A 21,119-nucleotide genomic window follows, 5' to 3' on the forward strand; every position below is an offset into this window, starting at 1 on the left:
AGCACTTACCCGACTCGTGGTTGTCAGGAGGAACGTCCTCTCACGATTCTTTTCCCGTCCAATGGACTTTGTTACATTGTCAGACTCGCTTCTTTATTCAGAGTCATAGGGGCATCTGGTGATACAGATGGTTCACTCATAAGCGGTGAACAGGGCTTCATACGACTTCACGTCGCACTACCATAATAATGATTGGGCGCATAGCGACTTTGGATTTCGAGGAAAAAGAGTAGGATAAGCTCTGAAATGAATACTTATCTTAGCAAAAAACACCCCAAATGGAATGCTAAACATTAGCCACTTTGACCACTATGGGGATTCAGTTAAAATTGGCTCCCAAAGCTTCAAAATGATAAAATACCCCTCTTTGTTATTAAGCGGGATTTCTGGCTTGAAGAACATGCAAATTCAACATATTTTTGAGGAACTCAAGACGGCTACTGACTTTGAACTGTTCCGATTAAAATCAGCAATACAGAAAGCTCTTGAAGATCCTGAACGAACTAGAGCACTAAAGTTAAAAATTCAGGTTGGTATGAAAGTTGACTATTTTTGCACCGATCTAAATCACTCTATTCATTGCACAGTTCTTAAGGTTGGCCGTAGTAGAGTCGATGTTCAAGAAAGCGGTACCCAAAAGCGTTGGTCTATTCCTTTCTACTATCTCAATCTTGACCACATCGAAACAGAGATCGTTTCACTTAATACTAAGGGAATGTCTAAAGCGGAGCTTTTTATCGGTTGCACCGTCGGATTTATCAATAACAAGGACAACAATGAGTATATAGGACAAGTCAGCAAGCTTAATCCAAAGCGTGCGGTGATTTTAGTTCACAGCACTGCATGGACAGTTCCTTACTCAATGCTATTTCCTGTTATTGCTTCTGAAGCTGAAGAATACATTCAAGTTTTATTGCCGAGCTAATTGCATAATGTAAAGTATGCTAAATAATGGTATCCAGGTGAATGGGAGTACGGTGAACAATGTGAAGATAGAAGGAGGAGTGACGTGAAAATACGTCACTCTTAATCATGGTTATAGACTAGTGAGAAAGCTGCGCGAGTTCATCAGGGCTTAGACCTGTGACATCCATAACGGTGTTACGTTCGATCCCACGAAGCAACATACTGCGAGCCATTTCATTTAATACCTCTTGGCGTCCTTCCTGACGTCCTTTGGCTTCGCCTTCTTGACGTAATTGATCTGCTATTGTCATTAATGTGTCCTTATGTTCCGGCACTTCTAAGGCTAATAGTGTTATCAATGCGTTTAGGTTGTTGGTCTCGCCAACTTGGAGGATATAGCTCATAAGCGATTCCACTTGCTTATCTGTAGTGTACCCCTTAAGAAGCAATGTGACCAGTTGGTCTATTAACTCTCGCATATCGCGCTGTCTGATATGTTTCTGTACTAACTCTAACAGCGCTATACGACGGTGACGCATTATATTATCATCAGGAATAACCGTGACGTCTATCAAAGTGAAATCTTGACAGTAGAGTTCTTCGGCTAACTTTGGGTCTAAGAAGGCGTTCAGCCAATTCATATTATAGGGATAGGGAGAAACCTTTCCGTGATAGAACAGCAATGGAATAACCAGAGGAAGGTGTTCATGCCCAGCATCGAGGTGTTGCTGCATGGCAGCAATGGCATAACGCATCAACCTAAAGGCCATATTTTTATCTGGACTGCTTTGATGCTCAATTAATGCGTAAACATAACCATCGCCATGAGATGTCTTAAGCGAATAAAGAATATCTGAATAATAAGGTCGCAGGTCTTCCTCTATAAAGCTGCCTGATTCCAGTTTTAACGTAGATAAATCGCATACCTCTCGTAATTTAGGGGGTAAGTGAATATCTAAGAAATCTTTAGCTGTTTCAGGGTGAGTAAGAAACTGTTTGAATAGCGCATCGTGTGGCATCGGTGTTGATTTTGTTTTCAGGGTCTTAGCATAACAGCAATTGCCGTAAACTTAAAAAATGAAAATGGTTAAACACCACTTTGTCATCGCTCTAATTTCTAATCTGTTGCAGGTCACAACCTTGTTGGGGTGTTGTGCATAGATAGCATATTATTCGCTTAAGTCTCTACAGGGGATACCCAGTGCGAACCAGGTGAAGAATAGTGATAATTGGTTAGCAATGCATTGATAAACAACACTATGCGAACTAATATTCTAAACCAGACCCTAAATAGACCAGTAACGTAAAATGTTTATCAGAGCCTACCTTCGTGCATCAACCGACGAGCAAGACGCCAATCGCGCCAAAGAAGAATTAATACAGTTTGCAGATCAAAAGGGACTATGGATTGCCAGCTTCTATGCGGAAATCCAATCGGGGGCTAAATTGAGCGCCCAGAGCTTGCGTGTTTGATCATGGACTCACAGCCTAATGACATATTACTCATTGAAAAGTTAGCTGAGTTACATGGCATTCGTCTTTCAAGTGAAACCTTAAGGCAATGGCTTATAACTGAGGGGTTATGGCGGGTTCGTAAGCGTAAACAGAAAAAAGTCTATCAACCTCGTCATCGTCGTGAATGCTATGGTGAGCGGGTACAAATTGATGGCTTTTACCATGATCGGTTCTAAGCTCATTCATCGAAACGTTATTGCCCACCTAAATGCTGTGAGCTTTTACCTTTTATGTCGAAATGCAGTGTAGATGCCGCTGAGCGTTTTGTGACTCATAGATAAAAGAGTGGGATGAATCCAGCGCTGCAGGGATGAGTTCACAGCGTGCCACAGAGGTATAAAATGGCTTGGCTTTCATTCAAAGGCCAAGCCATTTTTGGTGGTGATTAAGAGGATCAATAATAATCCTCTAGATAGTCCTCGGCATAGCCACGTAGTTTCTTCTCTGGGCTGGTGGCTGAGATCTCTGATAACAAGGGGCGGTATTGAGGCAAGCGAGATTGGGCCAACGCTTTAGCCATCCAAGCATAAGTATCGATAGCGAGTCGGTTATGTTCCAGCAGTCTGGGGTGCTTGAGTTCACGCTCAAGACTATTCAGTATCGGCAAGGCATTAAGTTTTAATTTGAAAATATGGCGAGCAGTGGTCCGTTTCAATTCAAGCTCATCACTTTGGATGGCAGCGATAAGTTGGTTGTCGTGTAAACTCTCATTGGGTAAATAATAGTGGGTATTGTTTAATATACCGTTCCACACTTGGTATTTATCGAGCAATACTTGGTATTTTTTAGCATATTTTCTGAGTTTTTTATGATAATCCCCATTCACTATTTTACTAAAACGTTGGGCATATTTGGGGTTGCCTGAATAAGCTAATACTTTTAGTAGGCTAGCACTATAGTTAATGCCCGTTTTCGTCGTCGCATCGGGTAAAGAGAGATAAAGCTTATGATCGATGATATCAAATAGGCTTACATCACTCACACCTGCCAGCATTAATTCACTGCTAATTTGTTGCTGTTGATAACGATTGTCAGCTTCGAAAACACGAATAAAGCGTTCGAGTTGGCTTTTTCGTTGATTGTCTATTTGGATCAGTTGCTGTTGAGATAGGCCTTGATGGGCAGATTGAGTACTCACATCGGCTACGGGGGTATGGGCACTCAAAGCGCTACTATTCACCAGTAACGCACCACAAAGCAGTATTTTTAATAGTGCGTTAGGTCTAAAGCTTGAAAATAAGGGGTTGTGCTGGTTGTGCTGTATTCTGGCCATGGAAAACTGTCCTTAGTTTATTGTTGAAACAGCTAAGTTGAAACTGCATCTGGGATAACCTCATAATGAAGTCCTTCTTTATGAGGTTGGATTTGATTTATCGCTGGGTATTGAGCTTAACTTCCTGGTTTATCAGACCATTTTTTAAAAATAAGTGAGGTGTTGATGCCACCAAAAGCAAAATTATTACTCATCACATATTGAGTATCGATGTGGCGAATGTCTTGGCGAATATAGTCTAACTCACCACAAGCAGGATCAACATGTTCAAGATTTAATGTTGGGGCGAACCAGCCTTCATTCATCATTTCAATACTGAGCCAAGATTCTAACGAGCCGCAGGCGCCTAAGGTGTGTCCGGTGTAACTCTTTAATGATGATATGGGTTGCTTATTACCAAAGACGGCTTGCGTGGCTTGAGTTTCGGCCACATCACCCCGTTCGGTCGCTGTGCCGTGTGCATTGACATAACCGATTGCATTTGGAGATAGCTGTGCATCTTTTAGGGCTAAACGTATGGCGACTTCCATGGTGTCGCTATTGGGTTGGGTGACATGTTGTCCATCGGAGTTGGTGCCAAAGCCGACTAATTCAGCATAAATTTTTGCGCCGCGGTTTTGGGCATGATCCAGTTCTTCTAAAATCAGCGTACAGGCCCCTTCACCGATCACTAAGCCATCCCTATTTTTATCAAAGGGACTGGGTGTCGAACCTGGTGCATCATTTTTAGTGCTGGTTGCAAATAATGTATCAAACACAACCGCCTCAGTGGGACATAACTCTTCAGCCCCACCCGCGAGCATGAGATCTTGCTGACCGTATTTAATCGCTTCGTAGGCATACCCTATGCCTTGGCTGCCAGAGGTGCAGGCACTGCTTGTCGTATGAATGCGTCCCTTAAGACCAAAGAACACCCCTAAGTTAACGGCTGTCGTATGTGCCATCATACGAATATAGCTGGTGGCTGTTACGCCCGACATATCGCCGGTATCGAGCATCTTACTGAAGGCCAATAAAGGCTCAGTACTGCCCGTTGATGAACCATAAGCTACGCCCATTTTCCCTGAGGTGATGACAGGGTTATCGAGTAAATTGGCATCCATTAAGGCGAGTTCACTGGCTCGGGTTGCCATCAAAGAGACGCGACCCATCGAGCGGATCTGTTTACGAGAATAGTGTTTTGGTACAACAAAGTCGGTGACAGGACCTGCAAGACGGGTGTGTAAACCATCGAATTTATCCCAGTCATCCATTCTAACAATACAGTTTTGCTGTTTTTTTAAATTGGCTGCGATCGTGGTCCAATCTTGGCCAAGGGATGAAATGCCGGCCATGCCAGTAATAACCACACGTCGACCCGAACGACTATTGTTTGCTGTGGTTGCTTGAGGTGAGGTGACTGTATCAAGGTGATTATCACTGTTTTCAGTGCTCGATCCGATATGAATATCCATATTAAATCATCCCGCCATTGACTGAGATCACTTGCCTAGTGATGTAGGCGGCATCTTCTGATAATAAAAACTGTGCTAGCCCGGCGATTTCAGAAGGCTTACCCATACGTCTCATTGGGACGATTTCTTTGACTAAATCAGCGGAGATATCGGCCACCATATCGGTTTCAATCAGGCCTGGTGCAATACAATTGACGGTTATTTTACGTTTGGCTAATTCCAACGATAATGCTTTTGTGGCGCCAATGATGCCCGCTTTGGAAGCACTATAATTGACTTGCCCTCGATTACCCGCAATGCCCGAAACCGAGGCCAGTGTGATGATGCGTCCACCTTTTCGAGTTTGGATCATCGGCATGGTGCAAGGGTGAATGACATTATAGAAACCATCAAGATTAGTATGGATCACACTATCCCATTCATCTTCAGTCATGGCGGGGAATGCCGTATCACGACTGATGCCTGCGTTGAGAATGGCGCCGTAATAAGCACCATGAGCGAGTATGTCTTTTTCAATGGTCGCTTTTGCAGCAGCGCGATCGCTGATATCAAATTGCAAGCAAGAGGCATGAACACCCAGGTTTTCCAGTTCGGCCAATGTTTCGCTTGCTGCAGCATGATTGCGGTGGAAATGCAGGGCGATGTCGTAACCTTGTTTAGCGAGTTTAAGGGCGATGGCTTTGCCTATCCCGCGGCTTGATCCCGTGATTAATACGCGTTGCTTCATTTTACGATTTCCTGACTATCTTGGGTGCTATTACTGATATAAGTGTGTGTATCTTGTGGCTGAAACACATTAATATTGGCTTGAGCGATGATGTCATCTTGTTCGAGTATTTGGCATTCAAAGACGGCCAATCCCGTCTCTTCTTGATAAAGTCGGCTGACACGAGTGTGGTAAGTATGCCCCAGCTTGTAATGTGGGACATGCAGTTGTAACTTACGACTGCCCAATAAAAAGCCTATTCGGATAATATCATTACGTTTTAGTGCTTCGATACCGGCCAGTGCCGCGATGGTTTGTGCCATGTATTCAATGCCGACATAATTAGGCACGCCGGAAATGATGTCATCAAAGTAGGGGCTTTGTGAGGTAATGTTTATTTCAGATAATAGTGTATCGGTTTGATAGGCTATTATTTTATCAATGAAAATCATCGGCGCGCTATGGGGGAGATAATCAGCCACATCATGTGTATCAATTGCTGTCATGTTAATCATTATGTGGTATTTCTCCTCGACTAAAAATTAAACTCGCATTACTACCGCCAAAGGCAAAAGAATTACTCATGATGTAATTGAGCTCAGTCTCTTTATCCGTGTGCTTATTCAATGGAACCAGCGTTAAAGCAGGATCATTAGGATCGCTTTGTTCATCCCATCGATGCGGTGGCAGTGATTGTTGCGTGTTTTCTTTGGACAATAGCAGGTAACAAAATGCCGCTTCTATAGCACCAGCGGCCCCTAAGGTATGCCCTGTTAGGGGTTTTGTGGAACTCGAGGCGGGTAACGTCGGGCTAAAGACGGCATGTATGGCTCGGCTTTCCATGGCATCATTTTTTTGAGTCGCTGTGCCGTGTAGATTAATGTAATCGATCTGGGAGGCCTCAATATTGGCATCCTTGATGGCGGCTTGCATCGCATTAATGGCACCACGGCCTTCAGGATGAGGCGCTGATATATGGTACGCATCACTCGACTCACCAATACCTGCCAATAAAATCTGAGTCTGTGCTTTACCGGCATTACCTTGTGAGTGCTGTGCTTTTTCAAGTGTGAAAAGGGCCGCACCTTCGCCAATATTAATGCCTTTTCTGTTAAGGCTAAAAGGTTGGCAAGCGACATCGTCAATAGACTCTAAAGAATCAAATCCATTTAAGGTTAATTGGCAGAGACTATCTGCGCCTCCCACAATCACCACATCACAAAGATCGGCCATTAATAGACGTTTAGCACTCGCAAAAACTTTCGCACTGGAAGAGCAGGCGGTAGAAAGGGTGTAACAAGGGCCAGATAATGAAAAATAGGCTTGCAAAAACTGGCTCGTATTGCCGAGTTCTTGTAATGCATAGTCATAATCGTGAGGAAATTGTTGATGATGTTGATGATACTTAAGCGCTTGCTCACCACTTTCAATGCCCGAGGTGCTGGTACCGATCACGACGCCGATCCGTTGGCTGCCATAATCTTGTTTGGCTTGATTGATTGTTTGTTCGATTTGTTTAGCCGCGCACAGTAATATTTGATTATTACGGGTATTGTAATGGAACAAGTGGCTAGGGATCTGCGGGAGTTCAGCTTCTATTTCACCCACCATAGCGGCTCTATCAAACAATAAACCCGCTCGTTGTTTGAGCGCGCTTTGTCCTTTGAGTAAATGGGTTAATACTGACTCAGCGGTTTGTCCTAAAGGAGTACACAAGCCTAATTGAGTTATCGCTATTGTTGTCATAATGGTCTTTATGCTGACAAATGGCCAGCTTCTCTATTGGTTCACGACACGCCACTTTTACGTAATTGGCGTCATTGTCAGTGTGAAGTCGGCCTCTGGAATACTCAATTCGACTTTAGATCCCCAAGGATCAAGTTGACTGTATTGGATCTGCAATATGGGCGTTGCAGGTGGTTTCTTTTGGGTATTATATAATGCTTTACAAAGAGTTGCATTACATTGCAGTCCTTCTTTGCAAGTTATTGATCCTGCTTGGATGTTAACGTTATTGCTGCGGCATAATGGAACTTGTTGACTGAATGATTTGAGTTTCGCGCCTTGTAAATATTGATTAACCTCTGCTTGGGGCCAATAAATGAGTTGCAGCATGGCCATCAAATATTCTGCTTTAAACTGCTTACCCAAGAGTATGCTCTGTTTACTGCTTAAGCTTTTACCGTTATAGACCAAGGTAAATAACGGCTGTCCCAAAGGCGCTAATCCGACCAGAGTGAGGCTGTTAGGTGTTAAATCCAACTGTCCCATGAGTTCATGCTGTTGCGTCCCCACTTTAATACTGATCTTTTGGGTTAGGCTACGAGTTTGATTGGGTAAGGGCGCTAAACAATATCGACTGTCTTGAGGCAAGGAGACGCAAGTTTGTCGGTCGAATGTCTGGCTGCAAGCGGATAATAGCAGCAACAATAACAAGACACTGATCGTGCGGCCATAGCGGAGAAACTCTCTAATGTTATCGTGCTGCTTCATATTCGCTCTCTACACTCGTTCGGTCATATTTGTTTAGTGGGTATCACTTTATATCGTCAGTGAATATCGGTACGCTGAAATAATGTATTTGATGATGGCTTATACTGGGTTGAGTGCCGTTTCTTGGCAAAGTTCAACCAAGGTTCTTAAACGCCTGTCGGACTGACTCACATAAGGGTTATTCATATCCCAAGCGTAACCGGCCAAAATAGAGCAAATCATTTGTTTAATTTTTGGATTAGAATCTTGGTGGAAAATGACTTGTTGGAAATGCGTATCATACCAAGCTTGGACATAAGTACGGAAAGTATTAACGCCTTGCATTAACGGTGCTGCGTAGTCTTGTTGCCAGTCGACACTCTCACCATTAAGTTGTTTTATAAGCGATTTAACTGCGAATGAAGCAGATTGCATCGCAATGGTGACACCTGAGGAAAACACCGGATCGAGAAATTCTCCTGCATTGCCCAATAAGGCAAACTTATCCGTTGCTAAGGTACTGATATTGGCCGAATAGCCTTTTAATTCATTACAATTATTGAGTATTTTAGAATTTTTCAATAATTTATGTAGGCTTGGTTCTTGCTCTACCATGTTGAGCAGTTGAGTGTTGAAGTCATCGCCTTGTTGGGCTAACTTTTCAGGCTCTGCGACAACCCCTAATGAGCAACGTCCGTTAGAAAAGGGGATGAGCCAGTACCAAATGCTGGGATCGTTGGGGTTTACACTGATCAGGATTTTATTACGATCAAAGTTCGCATCAGTAATATTATCTTCAACATGGGTAAAAATAGCGCTGCGAGTGGGTAAACTTGACGGACGCTCTAGGTCTAATAATCGAGGCAAAACCCGCCCAAAGCCACTGGCATCGAGAATATATTGAGCATTAACCTCGTAGGTTTTTCCTTGCTCATTACGGACGTGTAAGCGAGGCGTTGCACTTAAATCAACCTGTTCAACCGTTTGACCGAAACGAATATCGACGCCTTGTGCTTGCGCGGTATCAGCCAGAAGTTTATCAAATTTAGCCCGCTCAACTTGAAATGTTGTGCTGGGGCCTGTAGTAAATTTATCATCAAAATCAAATGTCGTATAACGATCGCCATATTGAAAAGCGGCGCCATTTTTAAATTGAAAGCCTGCGTTATTGACGGCGTCTAACATATTGGCTTCTTCGATAACTTGCATACAGCAGGGTAATAAACTTTCGCCAATAGAGAAGCGTGGAAAAAATTGTTTTTCGAGCACCAGCACTTTTTTGCCTTGTTGGTGCAATAAGCTGGCAGCAATACTGCCTGACGGGCCAGCGCCAATGATAACGACATCGAGATTATCGGGTATAGAAGGAGCGTTTAATTCGAACAGCATTAAGGTTTACCCTTTGTGACAACATGTATAAAAGGAGACAGTAAAAACGTGAAGCCAATACCCAGTAACAGGGTGAGGCCAAAGGTATGGATGGCGGGCGTATTGCTAAAGGCAAGCAATCCAAAGGCGAGCAATGTCGAGCAAGCCGACATAAAAACAGCCATCATCACGCCGGCGCTGTCTTTTTGGGCTTCGGCAAAAAATAAGCTGTAATCCACCCCAATGCCAAACACTAAAATAAGGGCTAAGGCATGAAATAAGGTTAATGCACTGCCGACGACACCTAAGATCGCTAAGGTAAAAAGTGTCGCCAATGTGGGCACCGCGACGATGATCAGTGCTAATTTAAAATGAAAGCGTATGGAAAAAATAAAGCAGGCAAGAATAAGGGCAATCGCTAATAAAGCTAAGGTGAGTTGTCGATATTGGCCCATGATGTGTGAAATGTCAGCGACTTTATCCACTAATTTTACCGGACCATTATTGTGGATCAGTGGCATGAGTAATTGGGTTAAAGCGGGTAAGTTGTGAATGCCACCTAAGAGGACAATTGTGCCAAATTCATTTGTCTGATTTAACGCTATTGGCGTTAATTTTGTTTGAGCTAGCTTGGTTTGAGTCAGCTTTACTTCAGATGAGACTTTAGCTGTGGGGGCGAGCCACAGAGGAGAAAGCGACTTGCCTCCAGCGCTGGTTAAAAAACCATCGGGTTCAATATATTGGCTGCGAGCGTTCAGGTAAGCATTTTGCAAAGCGGGGGCTATACTGTCATCTAATCCGATGTCATCCAATATCGAATGCAGCGATTTCCCATAAATTTTTTCTTGTAATTGATAAGACTCATCTTGTTGCTTATGGCTGGGAAGGTAAGGGCTAATACTGATGGCATTACCAAGATAACCTAAGGATATTGCCTTTTGAAGGTAAGGGGTTAGGCTCTCAAGATGTTGTAATAATGCTTGTTCATTGGCACCTTTAACCAGTAAAAATTGATTATCCGTTCCGCCACTCAGTAAGCTTCTTACCTGATTTTCTTCTTGGGTTATTTGCACTGGGCTTTGCTGTAGCTGACGAATATCATCATTGCTCTTAAGGTGGAGGAGTCCGTAGCTACAAAAGGCGAATAAAATAATGAGTGAAATAGTCAGTTGCTGATGGGATAAACCATGGCTAAAGCGCGTTAACATCGTTTGATACTGGGTGGCTAATACGAGCTGTTTTTTTGAGGTGGGCAATGGCGATTGCGCCAATAAAGGGTAGGCCAAAATTAATGTGAGATAGGCACCAATCAAGCCTGAGGCACAAAATATGGCGACTTGTTGCATTCCAGGAAAGGGGGCTAACCCCATACTGAGGTAAGCCAGCACACTGGTGAGCAAGGCCAAGCTAATGGCGGGGAAGATATGCTTGACCGTATTGGATGCCGATAATGTTTGATGCTGTAACCGTTCACAATAAAAATGAAAACTATAATCGATGGCAATGCCAATCAGGCTGGTGCCGAAGACTAAGGTGAGTAAATGAATTTGGTTAAACACCAGTAAAGTGCCGATGAGCGCAAATAAAAATCCCGTTGTCAGGGTTAAGAGGGCGATGAGGAGCGGCATAATGGAGCGAAAAGCGAACCAGACAAGTGCGATAACGCCCACCAGTGAGATAATCCCTATGGTGGATATTTCATTTTTGGCGGTCTCTGTTGCCGCCGCGGCATGGAATAAGGCCCCCGCTTTAATGATTTTAATATTCTGGTATTGATGGGTGGTAACTTGGATAGCGTTATCTAAACTTGCCAGTTGGGCTTGTTGTGCATCGGGATTAAAAGCACTGTTTATGCCTTTCGCCATGACGATGGAAGCAACATGACCATTTTGTTTATGCAGTAATATTCCTTGCTGCACTTGTAGTTGGTTTTTGGGCACCATGGCCATGATGTTGTCTGGGTATAAGAGCAAAGGATCTTGGGTTAACAAGCGGCTATTGGCAAAATTAAAGGCGTTATATAACGCTTGCTGGGTGCTAAGGATCATTTGTGGCAGTTGATCTTGCGATAAAGCTTGTGTCTGCTTCTGTGTGAGCAGTTTAAATCGATAAGGAAAATAGTACTGGCTGAGTGCTTCTCCTTGATTGAGATCGGCACTTTGAATGTCATCAAAGGCTGCAGGGCTAGTTTGCTCTAGGCTGTCCATAAACCGCTTAGCCGCTGAGACCGCTTCCGTTTCATTGCTCGCGATCAGCGCAATATAGATGCGATTAGCCAGTTGGCTTTCGACTCGAGATAAGGCTCTATCGGTGAGAGGATCTTCTTTGACCTTAGGCAGCATGGCTAAGATGTCAGTTTGCACCTTAGCGCCATGTTGCCATAAATGTAAGCCGGTAAAGGCTAAGGATATTAAGATTGTCACCCACAGCAAGAAACGTAGGCTGGGCTTGATGTCGCTTACCCACTGTGCAATATGTTTTATCATGTTCAGTTAGGCTGTAACTTGTCAGTAGTGGATGGATTAAAGCCTTTAAGCTCTTCTGCTGTGAGCGGACGATTTTGAATATGGCTTAATTCTATCCGGCTGCTATCACCATTTGGGCTGAGTAAAACCAGCGCCGTGACTGTTTGTTGGCCTTCTATTATCATTTTCGGGAGTATTTTTTTGACAATAGGATCTTTTGGGAGCAGGCCTAATTGCCATTGCTTGTTTTGTTGTTGAAATGAAAGTGAGAAGTTTTGTTTGAGTTGGCTAATATCGCCAGTTAGCATGGCGGTTAACAGGTTCGGCATGATGGTTTCTAAAGTCGAGGCGGCGGGTATTTTTCCTGCCTGTTGTACTTGAATGTTACCTTGACTATCAATTTGAATTAATTGCTTATCTTTTAAAATAAGGCTGGATTTAAAGGGGCGTAATTGTTGCCAAATCAAGCCTTGAGCTTGATCAAATAAAAAGTTTCCGTGACTGATGAGTGGTTTTTTTAATACTTTCAGTTGCCTATATTGGGTAAAATCTCCGAGAGCCGAGGGGCCTAAATGGAGTTGTGTCGTTAATTTTTTCAGTTGTGCTTCGGTGGCGGGATGCGAAAACACAGAGTCATCATGTGTTTGGGCGATAACCTGTAAAGGTAAGATGAGTAATATCAAAAAATAACATACTCGCGTTAAGGCATTTTTTTTCATAGTCACTACCACTTAATGTGAGGCACGGTGAGATGCACAGTTGCATATTGGAACATTAGGATAATAATGGTCTGATTTTACTTTGGAAAATCTCAGGTGTGACGAAGCAAAGCTCATTGGTTTTCATATCGACAGCGGCTTGGATGGTATAGCCTTTCGTTATCCGCTTTCCTGAATCGGCATCCAGTACTTGATAGTTGATTTTTATGCGATTTTCCCATTCTACTAAGGATGCGATCACTTTGATTTTTTGATCGAAGGTACTCGATTGTACATACTTTATTTGTGCATCCACGATTGGCCAGCTAAACCCTGAGCTGAGCATTTGACGGTAGCCGTAGTTAATTTTATCTAACAATGCACAGCGTGCAATTTCAAAATAGCGTAAATAATTACCGTGCCAAGTGATCCCCATTGAGTCAACATCATGAAAAGGAATGATTTGTTCTATTTCTGCTGTGAGTATGGACTGCATTATTTTTCCTAACATTGAGATATTAATGAAGCAGTTGAGTCTATGGCTGCCTCATTACTGAATAGGGTTAAGTGTGGGCAATTAACGCTGAGTCGAATGGCAGACTTCCCATTCTCCACGTTGGATCTTATCAATAGTTTGCCTAAGGATGTGCTCTAACGGACGATCTTCGGTTAAGAAACTAAAATCGGCTTTCACTTGTGTTAAGGTTTTTGCTAAAGAGGGCGTCAGAGAGCTGGCATCCAGTTCATTATTTTGTATACGTAAATTAATGCCCTGAGTCATTGACAGTAGTGCAGCCGCTGCAACTTGCTCGGTAAGTTGTAATACCCGTAGGCAATCTCGGGCGGCGATGGTGCCCATGCTGACTTTATCTTGATTATGGCATTCTGTGGAACGAGAAAATACACTGGCAGGCATCGTCTGTTTTAGCGCTTCAGCGGTCCATGCAGAGACACCAATTTGTACGGCTTTGAAGCCATGATTGATCACGCTACGCGGCCCTGTCGATCCCGATAAGTTTGCGGGTAAGCCATTATTAAATTTTGGATCCATGACCAGTGCCATTTGCCTATCGATGAGATCGGCAATATTAGCGATGACATTTTTCATGGAATCCATGACAAAGGCAATGTGGCCGCCATAGAAGTGCCCGCCATGGAGGACATGCTCACCTTCAGCATCGATAATGGGATTATCATTAGCACTGTTTAATTCGGTTTCGATGAACTGACGCATAAAAGGCAGTGAATCTTGTAATACACCAATAATATGTGGCGCACAGCGAATGGAATATCGGTCTTGGAGGCGATCTGAATTGCGGGGATGATGGTGATGGTTTAAATCTTCACGGATCCATGCAGCAATTTGATTTTGTCCCGGGTGTGGCTTAGCGGCAAACAAAATATCATCGAAATGGTTAGAGTTACCTTGTAACGTGAGAGAGGCCATCGCTGTGATCCGGCTCGAGAGTTTGGCCATATATTTAGCTCTATCAAAGGCTAAACAGGCGAGCGCTGTCATTACCGCGGTGCCATTCATGAGTGCCAAGCCTTCTTTAGGGCGCAATTTTAAAGGTATAATATTGAGCTTTGCATAAACATCAGCGGTTGACTGTTTAACGCCTTGGTATATGACGTCTCGCTCACCGATCAATACCGCGGCTAAATAAGACAATGGGGTTAAATCACCACTGGCGCCGACAGAGCCTTCTTCTGGGATCACGGGCGTAATATTGAGGTTAAGCAGCAGTGCAATACGTTTCAATAGTGCGTAACTGACGCCTGATTTACCATAAGCCAGTGAACTTAAACGGCAAGCCATGACGGCCCTTGCCTGCATCCCAGATAATGTATTACCTAGGCCGCAACCATGGAAACGCGTTAAATGTAATGGCAGTTCGTCGACTAAGTCGAGGCCTACGGACACAGTACAAGAGTCGCCATAACCTGTGGTCACGCCATAAATGACGCCTTCTTCTTTGAGCAAATTATCGATAAAATCGGCTCCTTGCTGAATATACCGGTGGTATTCTTCGCTGCTATTGAGCTCGGCTTTAGCGCCTTTAGCGATGGCGACGACATCTTCAAGGGACAGTGTTTGGTAACCAAAATGAACAATGGCTTGGGTCTCATTATTTTGAGCTGTATGTATCATTAACTGCTGGTCCTATTCTTACTCGGCTCATTCCCTGTTGGGGAGAGGCGTTGAGCATCATTATCTTTGCGCCAAAAATCATAAAAATTAAACCATTGCAGCGGTTCTTGCTTAGCATGGTATTCAAGAAGTTGACTGTAATCATTTACGGCTTGTTGTAGCCTTACCATGCGATCTTTTCTTGGGCCTCTTAACGTGGCGTTAAAAGGCTTGATATGCACACGGTACTTTCCTTGTTCTTTTAAACAGAACATGGAATAAATCGGGCAGTCGAGTAATCCCGCTAAAATAAAGGGTCCATAAGGGAAGGGGGCGGGTTTGCCCATAAAGGGGGCATAAATCACTCGGCCTTCACTGTTTGATGAAGTACGATCACCTGCAATGACAACCAGTTCTCCGGCCTCAATTTTTTGTTGTAATAAAATTGAGGTGCTCGGGCCAAGTTCAGTGACTTGAATAAGGTTGAGGGCGCTATTGGGATTTAATTGCTTAAGAATTTGGTTGAAGTTTTCTGCATGATGGGTCAATACCATGACATTCACTTTGGCATTACGATGATTGACGGATATTGCGCGGCATAACTCTAAATTGCCCAAATGAGAGACCAATAGCACAGCACCTTGGCCAGTCGCCATATGACTCGATAAAATATCACTCTCTGGAAAATCAATTTTTTCAGGGGGGATACGATCGCACCAAGCATCGATTCTATCTAGGGCTGCATTGCCAAAAGCAAAAAAGTGCTTAAGATTATCAAGCCAATTAAGCGGATGGGATAATTGAGGGTTGTCGGGTGCAACAGTTTTGACGTGTTGCAAGAAATCCATCGATGCATGCCTTGCGGTTTTACCGGTAATGAAAAAATATAAAATGACCGGATACATGATGGCTCGACAAAGCCAATGCCCGCCCAAACGATAACTATTAGCAAGCAGTTTTATGCCCCAGTAGCTGCCACGCTCTGTCATTGAAGACCAATGCTTGTTTGCTTTTTTTGTAACAGGATTAGCGTCTTGATGGGCTTGCTCTTCGGTGAGAGGGCTTGGTTGACGCTGGGGTCTTTGTATCCGTAAAGGTAAACGTTTGAGCATGCCAAAAAAGAGTCGTATGTGCAGTGCTGAAATGCGGAGGTTATCTTTAACCCCTTGAAAATGACTGCTGCCATCCTCAGGATAAATCACGCGAGTAGGAATATGTTTAATATCCACGCCTTGCCAGTGAAGCTTGACTAACACTTCAATATCAAAGTCCATTCGCTCACCCAGAGCTTGCTGGGACAACAGGGCTTCAGTGGACTGTAAAGGATAGATCCTAAAGCCACACATCGCATCTTTAATGTCGAAACTTAAGGTTTCAACCCATACCCAAAAATGAGTGAGATAACGGCCATATAATCGGCCTTTTGGAATAGAATCATCGTACTGGGGTTGACCCGAGATCAGTGCCGCAGGAAAGCGTGTTGCCGCTTCTATAAAATGGGGTATATCGGTTAAATCATGTTGGCCATCGGCATCGATTTGCAGCACATGGCTAAAGCCATCTTGATACGCTGCGCGAAGGCCTGTCATGACCGCCGCGCCTTTTCCTCGGTTATAAGGATGAAGCCGCAAGTGGATCCACTCATATTGATTGGCGAGTTGCTGCAATAAAAAGCGTGTTTCATCATCACTGCCATCATCGATAAGATAGCAATCGAGTCCAAAGCCCGCTAAGTTTGCTAAGGTTTCACTGATGGCGGCAGTGTGATTATAATTTGGGATTACGAATGCTAACTGCATGCATTTGAACTCACTTTAGCTGTTAAATTTGTGTTCTTAGTCGACATCACAATCCGGCCAGAAGCGAAGCGAATATCTTTATCGCTGTAAATAAAACTGAGTTTCTGTTTCTTTTCATCTAGGGTGATCGTGAGATCCACCTCCGATCCAGGTAACATAAGATTTTGAAACTTGAGTACTTCTAATACTGGGATATGGTTTGGGTAATCAAAGTGCTGACAACCTAATCGAATTGCCCAGTCCAGTTGAGTAATGCCAGGTAATACGGGTTGTTCATTAAAATGCCCATTAAAATAGGGTAAGTTCTTATCAATACGCAGACGCCAAGTGGCGGACGTTGCGCTGAGATCGCGACTAATAATGTCAGGAAGGCTAGACTTAATCATTTGAAAACAATGCCAGTAGGTGAGATTGTACGCGTTTACCTTGTGAATCAACGGGCATTTGATCTGGATAGCGCCAACGCTTAGGTAAGGTCACTCTTTCAAATTGCGTTAATAAATAAGATTTTAATAGGGTATTAAGACTGAGTTTACCCTTTGAACTGAGGTATTCTTTACCAGAAGAAGACAACTCAACGACTGCCGCTAATTGCATTTTTGGTTGCTCAATCACGACTAATGCGGCGAGTTCGACCATCGGATGTGTCTCTAATAGGTTTTCCATTTCGACTAAAGAAAGTCGTTTCTCTTCAATTTTTATAATGCGATCGAGTCGCCCTTGAAGTAAAAATTCATTTTCTTTAATGAGTTGAATTCTATCAGCACATTTAAGCCAGCCTTTGTGGTCGATATAAGGTGATTTTAGCCACAATGCACCATCGATTTCATCTTGCTTCACTTGGACTGACGGAAAGGCTTTCCACGCTTGTTGCTCTTTATATTGACGCCGATAAGCGATGCCACCAGTCTCAGTACTCCCAAAGACTTCAATAGGTAGAGTGGAATAACACTGATTAATGGCTTGCGCGGCATCATAGCTTAAGGGGCCGCCGGAGCTGAAAACCAAGCTGGGTGCCCGCATCTGACGTTGATATTCCAGTGCAGCGGGTAAGCGAGATAAGTGTGCTGGACTACTAATCAAACATAATTGAGAGAATAAGTTACTGTAATAACTGAGTGTCTCTGGGTATTCAATTAAGTCACTGAGAAAAGGTCTGCGGCTAGCAAGAGGCCAAAGAATTTTAAACAGTAAGCCATAAATATGCTGATGCGATACCGTTGAAATGATACTGCATTGGGGGAGTTGTGTCGCAAAAGTTGACTCGAGTGTGGACACTTCACAGTCTAATTGCGCCAGACTTTTTGTAATGGCTTTAGGTTGACCGTTGCTGCCTGAAGTAAAGAGGGTAAAACTGCCCCATTGGTTTTTTTGGGGCCAAAGAGCTTTAGGCAGGCTAGGGTCTTTTTTTAATAAAATAAAGGCCTTTGATGCATCTAAAGCCTGATTTGATAATACAGCATCAAATTGATCCTTCAATGCTAATAAATTGGCGGGCTGCACATTTGCAGGTAAAATAATTTCTTTGCCAGCAATTAACGCGGCACAGATACCAATAGCAAATAACTCACTGTTATCACAGGCTAATAACCATTTTTTATGATGACTTTCACTGAGTTGTTGATGAAGAAAGGCAACTTGGTGAGTAAAACATTCTCCAGTCAATATATTGTGGTGATTAAAACTGATAAGTTGTTGATCAATAGGGCCTAAGGTTAACCAAGATGTCAGAATGTTTATCATATTTTTTTCAACCAAAATGTGCGGTACAACCATTCTCCAGCAAAAAGAATGCCCATTAATAAGTAAGAAATCAAGCCATTATAAAGTGTCCAAGCTGAGAGGCTAGCATATTGGGCGGTGTAATAAGCTATCGCGCCATTTACAATGAAAAAGCTGCACCAGATTAACGTGACTTTATTGAGGTAAGGTACCGCTTTTTCTGGTAAATCAGGCTCTTTCAATCTTGCGAGTCTTTCTATTATGCTGGGCCCCCACTTTAATGAATGAGCAAACAATAACAACATGCAAGTACTGATGACGACAGGATAATATAATAGCCAATCATTCGCTTTAGCGATAAAACTACTCGCGGTTAAGATTATCCCAGCAATGAGTGGCAGCATTAATGATTTTAGTTTTTGTTTACTGATGAACAATCGCAGTACAAGTAAGCTACAAAGTAGCAGTGCGATGCTGCCTTGGGGTAAATAATTAAGCCCAAAATAAACTGCTATGGGATAGCATAGCACCACCAGTATGGTGGCTACTTGTAAAAACAATTTCATTAGGCGATAACAAGCGCTTCAATGGCTGAAACGACATCATCAACGGTACGAACGCTTTTAAAAGTATCAGGGTTAATTTTTTTGCCAGTGATCTGTTGCAGTTTTATTACGAGATCAACAGCATCGATACTGTCTAAATCTAATTCATCATAAAGAGAAGCGTTTAGTGTGACGTTATTTGCTTCAATTTCAAACTCATCTACTAAAATCTTAGTCAAGGTTTCAAGTATTTGCTCACGGTTTTTCATGTTACTTCCTACGCTTATTGCGCTTCAATGAAGCTGGCAAGACTATTGACACTATAAAAATGTTGTTTAGTTTCGTCTGAATTGGCATCGATTTTTATATTGAATTGTTTTTTTATAGCTAAACCTAGTTCTAAGGCATCAATAGAATCTAAGCCTAAGCCTTCACCAAATAGTGGCGCATCAGAGTCAATATCATCGATGCTAACGTCTTCAAGGTCGAGACATTCAATAATTAATGTTTTAATATCATTATGTAATTTCATGGGTCATATCTAATTGTTGTTTATAATAAATTTCTAAATCCCGAGTCATTTGTCGCGCTTTTTTTGCATCTAAACTCATATTCATATCGACACTCGAAGCTGAGGAGTAATCGCTATAAGAGAGAGGATGTCCTATTTCGACACGCATACCGATAGTACGGGCGGGAATATGATACCACGGTTGTTGTTTACTGAGACCAATTGCATTGGTTCGTAACACGATCGGAATGAGTTCGTTTTGGGTACGCAGAGTAATATTCGCGGCACCTCTGGTAAATTGATTAATCGTTGCACCTATTTGAGTGCGTGTCCCTTCAGGAAAAATAATGAGGTTTGTGCCTGTTGCGAGTTCAGATTTACAATCGGCAAGGAGTAAATCGGCGCCTCTGTTAGGTATATAACCTGCACAAGAAACCACACCGCGTAAGAAAGGGTTTCGCCACAATGCTTGTTTAACGATACAGCCAGCATTTGGAATGAAGCTTATCATGACGACCACATCAACGAGTGTAGGATGATTGGCAATGATGATTTTTCCTTTAATACTGCGTAATAGCGCGGCGTTTTCGGTACTGACTTTGATGACACCCGCCCAAGTGAGCATAGCCACAACCCCTCGAAACATAATGTGGACCGCTTTTCTGACCCGCTTAATTTTTTGTTCGCGAGATCCGGGCCAACATTTGATGAGAGGTAAAAGGGTGAGTGAGCTGAGTAGCCCTCCTAGACCAAAAACGATATAACAGGCAACGCCACCCAGCCATCGTGGAATATAAGCGAGCCCTGTCAATTTAGGGGCTGGTGTAAAATCAGTCACAATTTATTGACCAGTGTTGGTTCGCAATGATACCAGCAAGAGGGCTTCTACAGGCGAGAGCTTGCAGCATTTGGCCATAATGCAATGTCGTATCCGTTTTCTGCGAGTTCACTGTGTCAACAGTCAGCTTGGCGACACGGGTATTGGATGATTGTTTTGTTAATACGAAAGCCATGGCGATGGGCCATTCTGGTTGGCAGTTGAATTCTTTAAAAATGGCTGGAACAGGTTCATCACCATAGACGAGCAATATCGGTTCAGCATTTTCGTGTAACAATCCATAGGCTTCAATAAAGGCTTGGGATAAGGAAGAGCTCCCAGCAGCAATAGCCGTCGAAGCGGCCTGATTATGGGTCAATATACTAAAAATACCACTTGCAGTGTTATGCACCGACTGGCTAAAGCTGGTGGGGGAGAGTGAATTTTTATGGGTAATATCGTTAAGCAGTGACATGGTTCGATTGATTTCACCATGTTGAGAAGCAAAGATACTGCGGCATTGAGAGGGGGGCTGTGCTTGGAAAGCTGCCGCAAGCAATATTTTCGTTAATGGGCTAAGTCGTCTTCGTTGGTTTGGTGAGACTTGCTGAAGTTTGGGTGTCAGCGCAGGAGGAAGCTGCACACCTGTTGGTGCTTGCCAATGTCGCCAATCCAAGGCTTGTTGGTACAAAGGAGACCATGCCCCCCATGAAATAATATCAAATGTTAACCGCATT

General features: G+C 43.2%; 22 protein-coding genes and 1 pseudogene. 3 read left to right on the forward strand and 20 right to left on the reverse strand.

All coding sequences use genetic code 11. From position 1 onward, the window contains the following. Both L2764_RS08870 and L2764_RS08875 read left to right on the forward strand, forming a co-directional pair. Positions 1–186 (forward strand): hypothetical protein (locus L2764_RS08870; RefSeq protein ID WP_248939863.1); only part of this gene is annotated, 186 nt, incomplete at its 5' end. Positions 187–349: 163 nt separating this feature from the next. After that, complete coding sequence (locus L2764_RS08875) at positions 350–925, forward strand: hypothetical protein (protein WP_248939864.1); 576 nt, start codon at positions 350–352, stop codon at positions 923–925. 118 nt (positions 926–1,043) lie between these two features. Here the strand turns inward: L2764_RS08875 and L2764_RS08880 are convergent, their stop codons facing one another. Beyond that, entirely contained in the window at positions 1,044–1,946 is a 903-nt protein-coding gene (locus L2764_RS08880; RefSeq protein ID WP_248939919.1) for an Rpn family recombination-promoting nuclease/putative transposase, read from the reverse strand. A 468-nt stretch (positions 1,947–2,414) separates the two neighbouring features. Here L2764_RS08880 and L2764_RS08885 point away from each other — a divergent pair. Further along, positions 2,415–2,594 (forward strand): annotated as a pseudogene (locus L2764_RS08885) (ISNCY family transposase); the annotation flags it as partial. 221 nt (positions 2,595–2,815) lie between these two features. Here the strand turns inward: L2764_RS08885 and L2764_RS08890 are convergent. The 19 genes from L2764_RS08890 to L2764_RS08980 form a co-directional block, all read right to left on the reverse strand. Then, positions 2,816–3,694 carry a hypothetical protein gene (locus L2764_RS08890; protein WP_248939866.1) on the reverse strand — a complete coding sequence of 293 codons (879 nt, stop codon included), beginning with the start codon at positions 3,692–3,694 and terminating at the stop codon, positions 2,816–2,818. Between the two features lie 116 nt (positions 3,695–3,810). Next, a complete protein-coding gene (locus L2764_RS08895; RefSeq protein ID WP_283106961.1) occupies positions 3,811–5,148 on the reverse strand; it encodes a beta-ketoacyl-ACP synthase in 1,338 nt (445 codons plus the stop codon). Between the two features lies 1 nt (position 5,149). After that, entirely contained in the window at positions 5,150–5,875 is a 726-nt protein-coding gene (locus L2764_RS08900; protein ID WP_248939867.1) for a 3-ketoacyl-ACP reductase FabG2, read from the reverse strand. Further along, entirely contained in the window at positions 5,872–6,369 is a 498-nt protein-coding gene (locus tag L2764_RS08905) for a hotdog family protein (RefSeq protein WP_248939868.1), read from the reverse strand. Before L2764_RS08905 ends, L2764_RS08900 begins: the two co-directional genes overlap by 4 nt. Next, positions 6,362–7,600: a beta-ketoacyl-[acyl-carrier-protein] synthase family protein gene (locus L2764_RS08910; RefSeq protein ID WP_248939869.1), complete on the reverse strand. Its 1,239-nt coding sequence runs from the start codon at positions 7,598–7,600 to the stop codon at positions 6,362–6,364. Before L2764_RS08910 ends, L2764_RS08905 begins: the two co-directional genes overlap by 8 nt. A 57-nt stretch (positions 7,601–7,657) precedes the next feature. Then, positions 7,658–8,347: a DUF3261 domain-containing protein gene (locus L2764_RS08915; RefSeq protein ID WP_248939870.1), complete on the reverse strand. Its 690-nt coding sequence runs from the start codon at positions 8,345–8,347 to the stop codon at positions 7,658–7,660. Between the two features lie 99 nt (positions 8,348–8,446). Continuing rightward, positions 8,447–9,715: an NAD(P)/FAD-dependent oxidoreductase gene (locus L2764_RS08920; RefSeq protein WP_248939871.1), complete on the reverse strand. Its 1,269-nt coding sequence runs from the start codon at positions 9,713–9,715 to the stop codon at positions 8,447–8,449. Then, positions 9,715–12,180, reverse strand: coding sequence for an MMPL family transporter (locus L2764_RS08925; RefSeq protein WP_248939872.1), 2,466 nt, complete (start codon positions 12,178–12,180; stop codon positions 9,715–9,717). The genes L2764_RS08920 and L2764_RS08925 overlap by 1 nt, the downstream gene beginning before the upstream one ends. Before the next feature lie 2 nt (positions 12,181–12,182). After that, positions 12,183–12,878 carry a LolA family protein gene (locus L2764_RS08930; RefSeq protein ID WP_248939873.1) on the reverse strand — a complete coding sequence of 232 codons (696 nt, stop codon included), beginning with the start codon at positions 12,876–12,878 and terminating at the stop codon, positions 12,183–12,185. A 55-nt stretch (positions 12,879–12,933) separates the two neighbouring features. Then, positions 12,934–13,353: an acyl-CoA thioesterase gene (locus L2764_RS08935; protein WP_248939874.1), complete on the reverse strand. Its 420-nt coding sequence runs from the start codon at positions 13,351–13,353 to the stop codon at positions 12,934–12,936. Between the two features lie 81 nt (positions 13,354–13,434). Further along, entirely contained in the window at positions 13,435–15,009 is a 1,575-nt protein-coding gene (locus L2764_RS08940) for an HAL/PAL/TAL family ammonia-lyase (protein WP_248939875.1), read from the reverse strand. Then, on the reverse strand, positions 15,009–16,787 hold the full coding sequence (locus L2764_RS08945; protein WP_248939876.1) for a glycosyltransferase family 2 protein: 1,779 nt from the start codon (positions 16,785–16,787) through the stop codon (positions 15,009–15,011). The genes L2764_RS08940 and L2764_RS08945 overlap by 1 nt, the downstream gene beginning before the upstream one ends. Then, entirely contained in the window at positions 16,778–17,173 is a 396-nt protein-coding gene (locus L2764_RS08950; protein ID WP_248939877.1) for an ApeI family dehydratase, read from the reverse strand. The genes L2764_RS08945 and L2764_RS08950 overlap by 10 nt, the downstream gene beginning before the upstream one ends. Next, positions 17,166–18,530: an AMP-binding protein gene (locus L2764_RS08955; protein WP_248939878.1), complete on the reverse strand. Its 1,365-nt coding sequence runs from the start codon at positions 18,528–18,530 to the stop codon at positions 17,166–17,168. The genes L2764_RS08950 and L2764_RS08955 overlap by 8 nt, the downstream gene beginning before the upstream one ends. Further along, positions 18,527–19,075: a COG4648 family protein gene (locus tag L2764_RS08960; RefSeq protein ID WP_248939879.1), complete on the reverse strand. Its 549-nt coding sequence runs from the start codon at positions 19,073–19,075 to the stop codon at positions 18,527–18,529. Before L2764_RS08960 ends, L2764_RS08955 begins: the two co-directional genes overlap by 4 nt. Next, positions 19,075–19,323, reverse strand: a complete 249-nt coding sequence (locus L2764_RS08965; RefSeq protein ID WP_248939880.1) for an acyl carrier protein — start codon at positions 19,321–19,323, stop codon at positions 19,075–19,077. The genes L2764_RS08960 and L2764_RS08965 overlap by 1 nt, the downstream gene beginning before the upstream one ends. Before the next feature lie 14 nt (positions 19,324–19,337). After that, positions 19,338–19,586 (reverse strand): phosphopantetheine-binding protein, encoded by a 249-nt coding sequence (locus tag L2764_RS08970; RefSeq protein ID WP_248939881.1) that lies wholly within the window; start codon positions 19,584–19,586, stop codon positions 19,338–19,340. After that, positions 19,573–20,403, reverse strand: a complete 831-nt coding sequence (locus L2764_RS08975; RefSeq protein ID WP_248939882.1) for a lysophospholipid acyltransferase family protein — start codon at positions 20,401–20,403, stop codon at positions 19,573–19,575. The genes L2764_RS08970 and L2764_RS08975 overlap by 14 nt, the downstream gene beginning before the upstream one ends. Then, the gene (locus L2764_RS08980) at positions 20,396–21,118 is read right to left on the reverse strand and encodes a beta-ketoacyl synthase chain length factor (RefSeq protein ID WP_248939883.1); all 723 of its coding nucleotides are present in this window, start codon (positions 21,116–21,118) and stop codon (positions 20,396–20,398) included. The genes L2764_RS08975 and L2764_RS08980 overlap by 8 nt, the downstream gene beginning before the upstream one ends. Position 21,119 lies beyond the last annotated feature (1 nt).

The sequence above is a fragment of the Shewanella surugensis genome, assembly GCF_023284005.1.
GTDB classification, from domain to species: domain Bacteria; phylum Pseudomonadota; class Gammaproteobacteria; order Enterobacterales; family Shewanellaceae; genus Shewanella; species Shewanella surugensis.

Excerpts from the sequence above, each read along its gene's own strand:
- L2764_RS08900 (WP_248939867.1), bottom strand. The coding sequence starts at position 5,875 with ATGAAGCAACGCGTATTAATCACGGGATCAAGCCGCGGGATAGGCAAA.
- L2764_RS08890 (WP_248939866.1), bottom strand. The coding sequence starts at position 3,694 with ATGGCCAGAATACAGCACAACCAGCACAACCCCTTATTTTCAAGCTTT.
- L2764_RS08960 (WP_248939879.1), bottom strand. The coding sequence starts at position 19,075 with ATGAAATTGTTTTTACAAGTAGCCACCATACTGGTGGTGCTATGCTAT.
- L2764_RS08920 (WP_248939871.1), bottom strand. The coding sequence starts at position 9,715 with ATGCTGTTCGAATTAAACGCTCCTTCTATACCCGATAATCTCGATGTC.
- L2764_RS08940 (WP_248939875.1), bottom strand. The coding sequence starts at position 15,009 with ATGATACATACAGCTCAAAATAATGAGACCCAAGCCATTGTTCATTTT.
- L2764_RS08875 (WP_248939864.1), top strand. The coding sequence starts at position 350 with ATGATAAAATACCCCTCTTTGTTATTAAGCGGGATTTCTGGCTTGAAG.
- L2764_RS08980 (WP_248939883.1), bottom strand. The coding sequence starts at position 21,118 with ATGCGGTTAACATTTGATATTATTTCATGGGGGGCATGGTCTCCTTTG.
- L2764_RS08905 (WP_248939868.1), bottom strand. The coding sequence starts at position 6,369 with ATGATTAACATGACAGCAATTGATACACATGATGTGGCTGATTATCTC.
- L2764_RS08895 (WP_283106961.1), bottom strand. The coding sequence starts at position 5,148 with ATGGATATTCATATCGGATCGAGCACTGAAAACAGTGATAATCACCTT.
- L2764_RS08950 (WP_248939877.1), bottom strand. The coding sequence starts at position 17,173 with ATGATTAAGTCTAGCCTTCCTGACATTATTAGTCGCGATCTCAGCGCA.
- L2764_RS08955 (WP_248939878.1), bottom strand. The coding sequence starts at position 18,530 with ATGATAAACATTCTGACATCTTGGTTAACCTTAGGCCCTATTGATCAA.
- L2764_RS08915 (WP_248939870.1), bottom strand. The coding sequence starts at position 8,347 with ATGAAGCAGCACGATAACATTAGAGAGTTTCTCCGCTATGGCCGCACG.
- L2764_RS08925 (WP_248939872.1), bottom strand. The coding sequence starts at position 12,180 with ATGATAAAACATATTGCACAGTGGGTAAGCGACATCAAGCCCAGCCTA.
- L2764_RS08945 (WP_248939876.1), bottom strand. The coding sequence starts at position 16,787 with ATGCAGTTAGCATTCGTAATCCCAAATTATAATCACACTGCCGCCATC.
- L2764_RS08930 (WP_248939873.1), bottom strand. The coding sequence starts at position 12,878 with ATGAAAAAAAATGCCTTAACGCGAGTATGTTATTTTTTGATATTACTC.
- L2764_RS08965 (WP_248939880.1), bottom strand. The coding sequence starts at position 19,323 with ATGAAAAACCGTGAGCAAATACTTGAAACCTTGACTAAGATTTTAGTA.
- L2764_RS08970 (WP_248939881.1), bottom strand. The coding sequence starts at position 19,586 with ATGAAATTACATAATGATATTAAAACATTAATTATTGAATGTCTCGAC.
- L2764_RS08935 (WP_248939874.1), bottom strand. The coding sequence starts at position 13,353 with ATGCAGTCCATACTCACAGCAGAAATAGAACAAATCATTCCTTTTCAT.
- L2764_RS08910 (WP_248939869.1), bottom strand. The coding sequence starts at position 7,600 with ATGACAACAATAGCGATAACTCAATTAGGCTTGTGTACTCCTTTAGGA.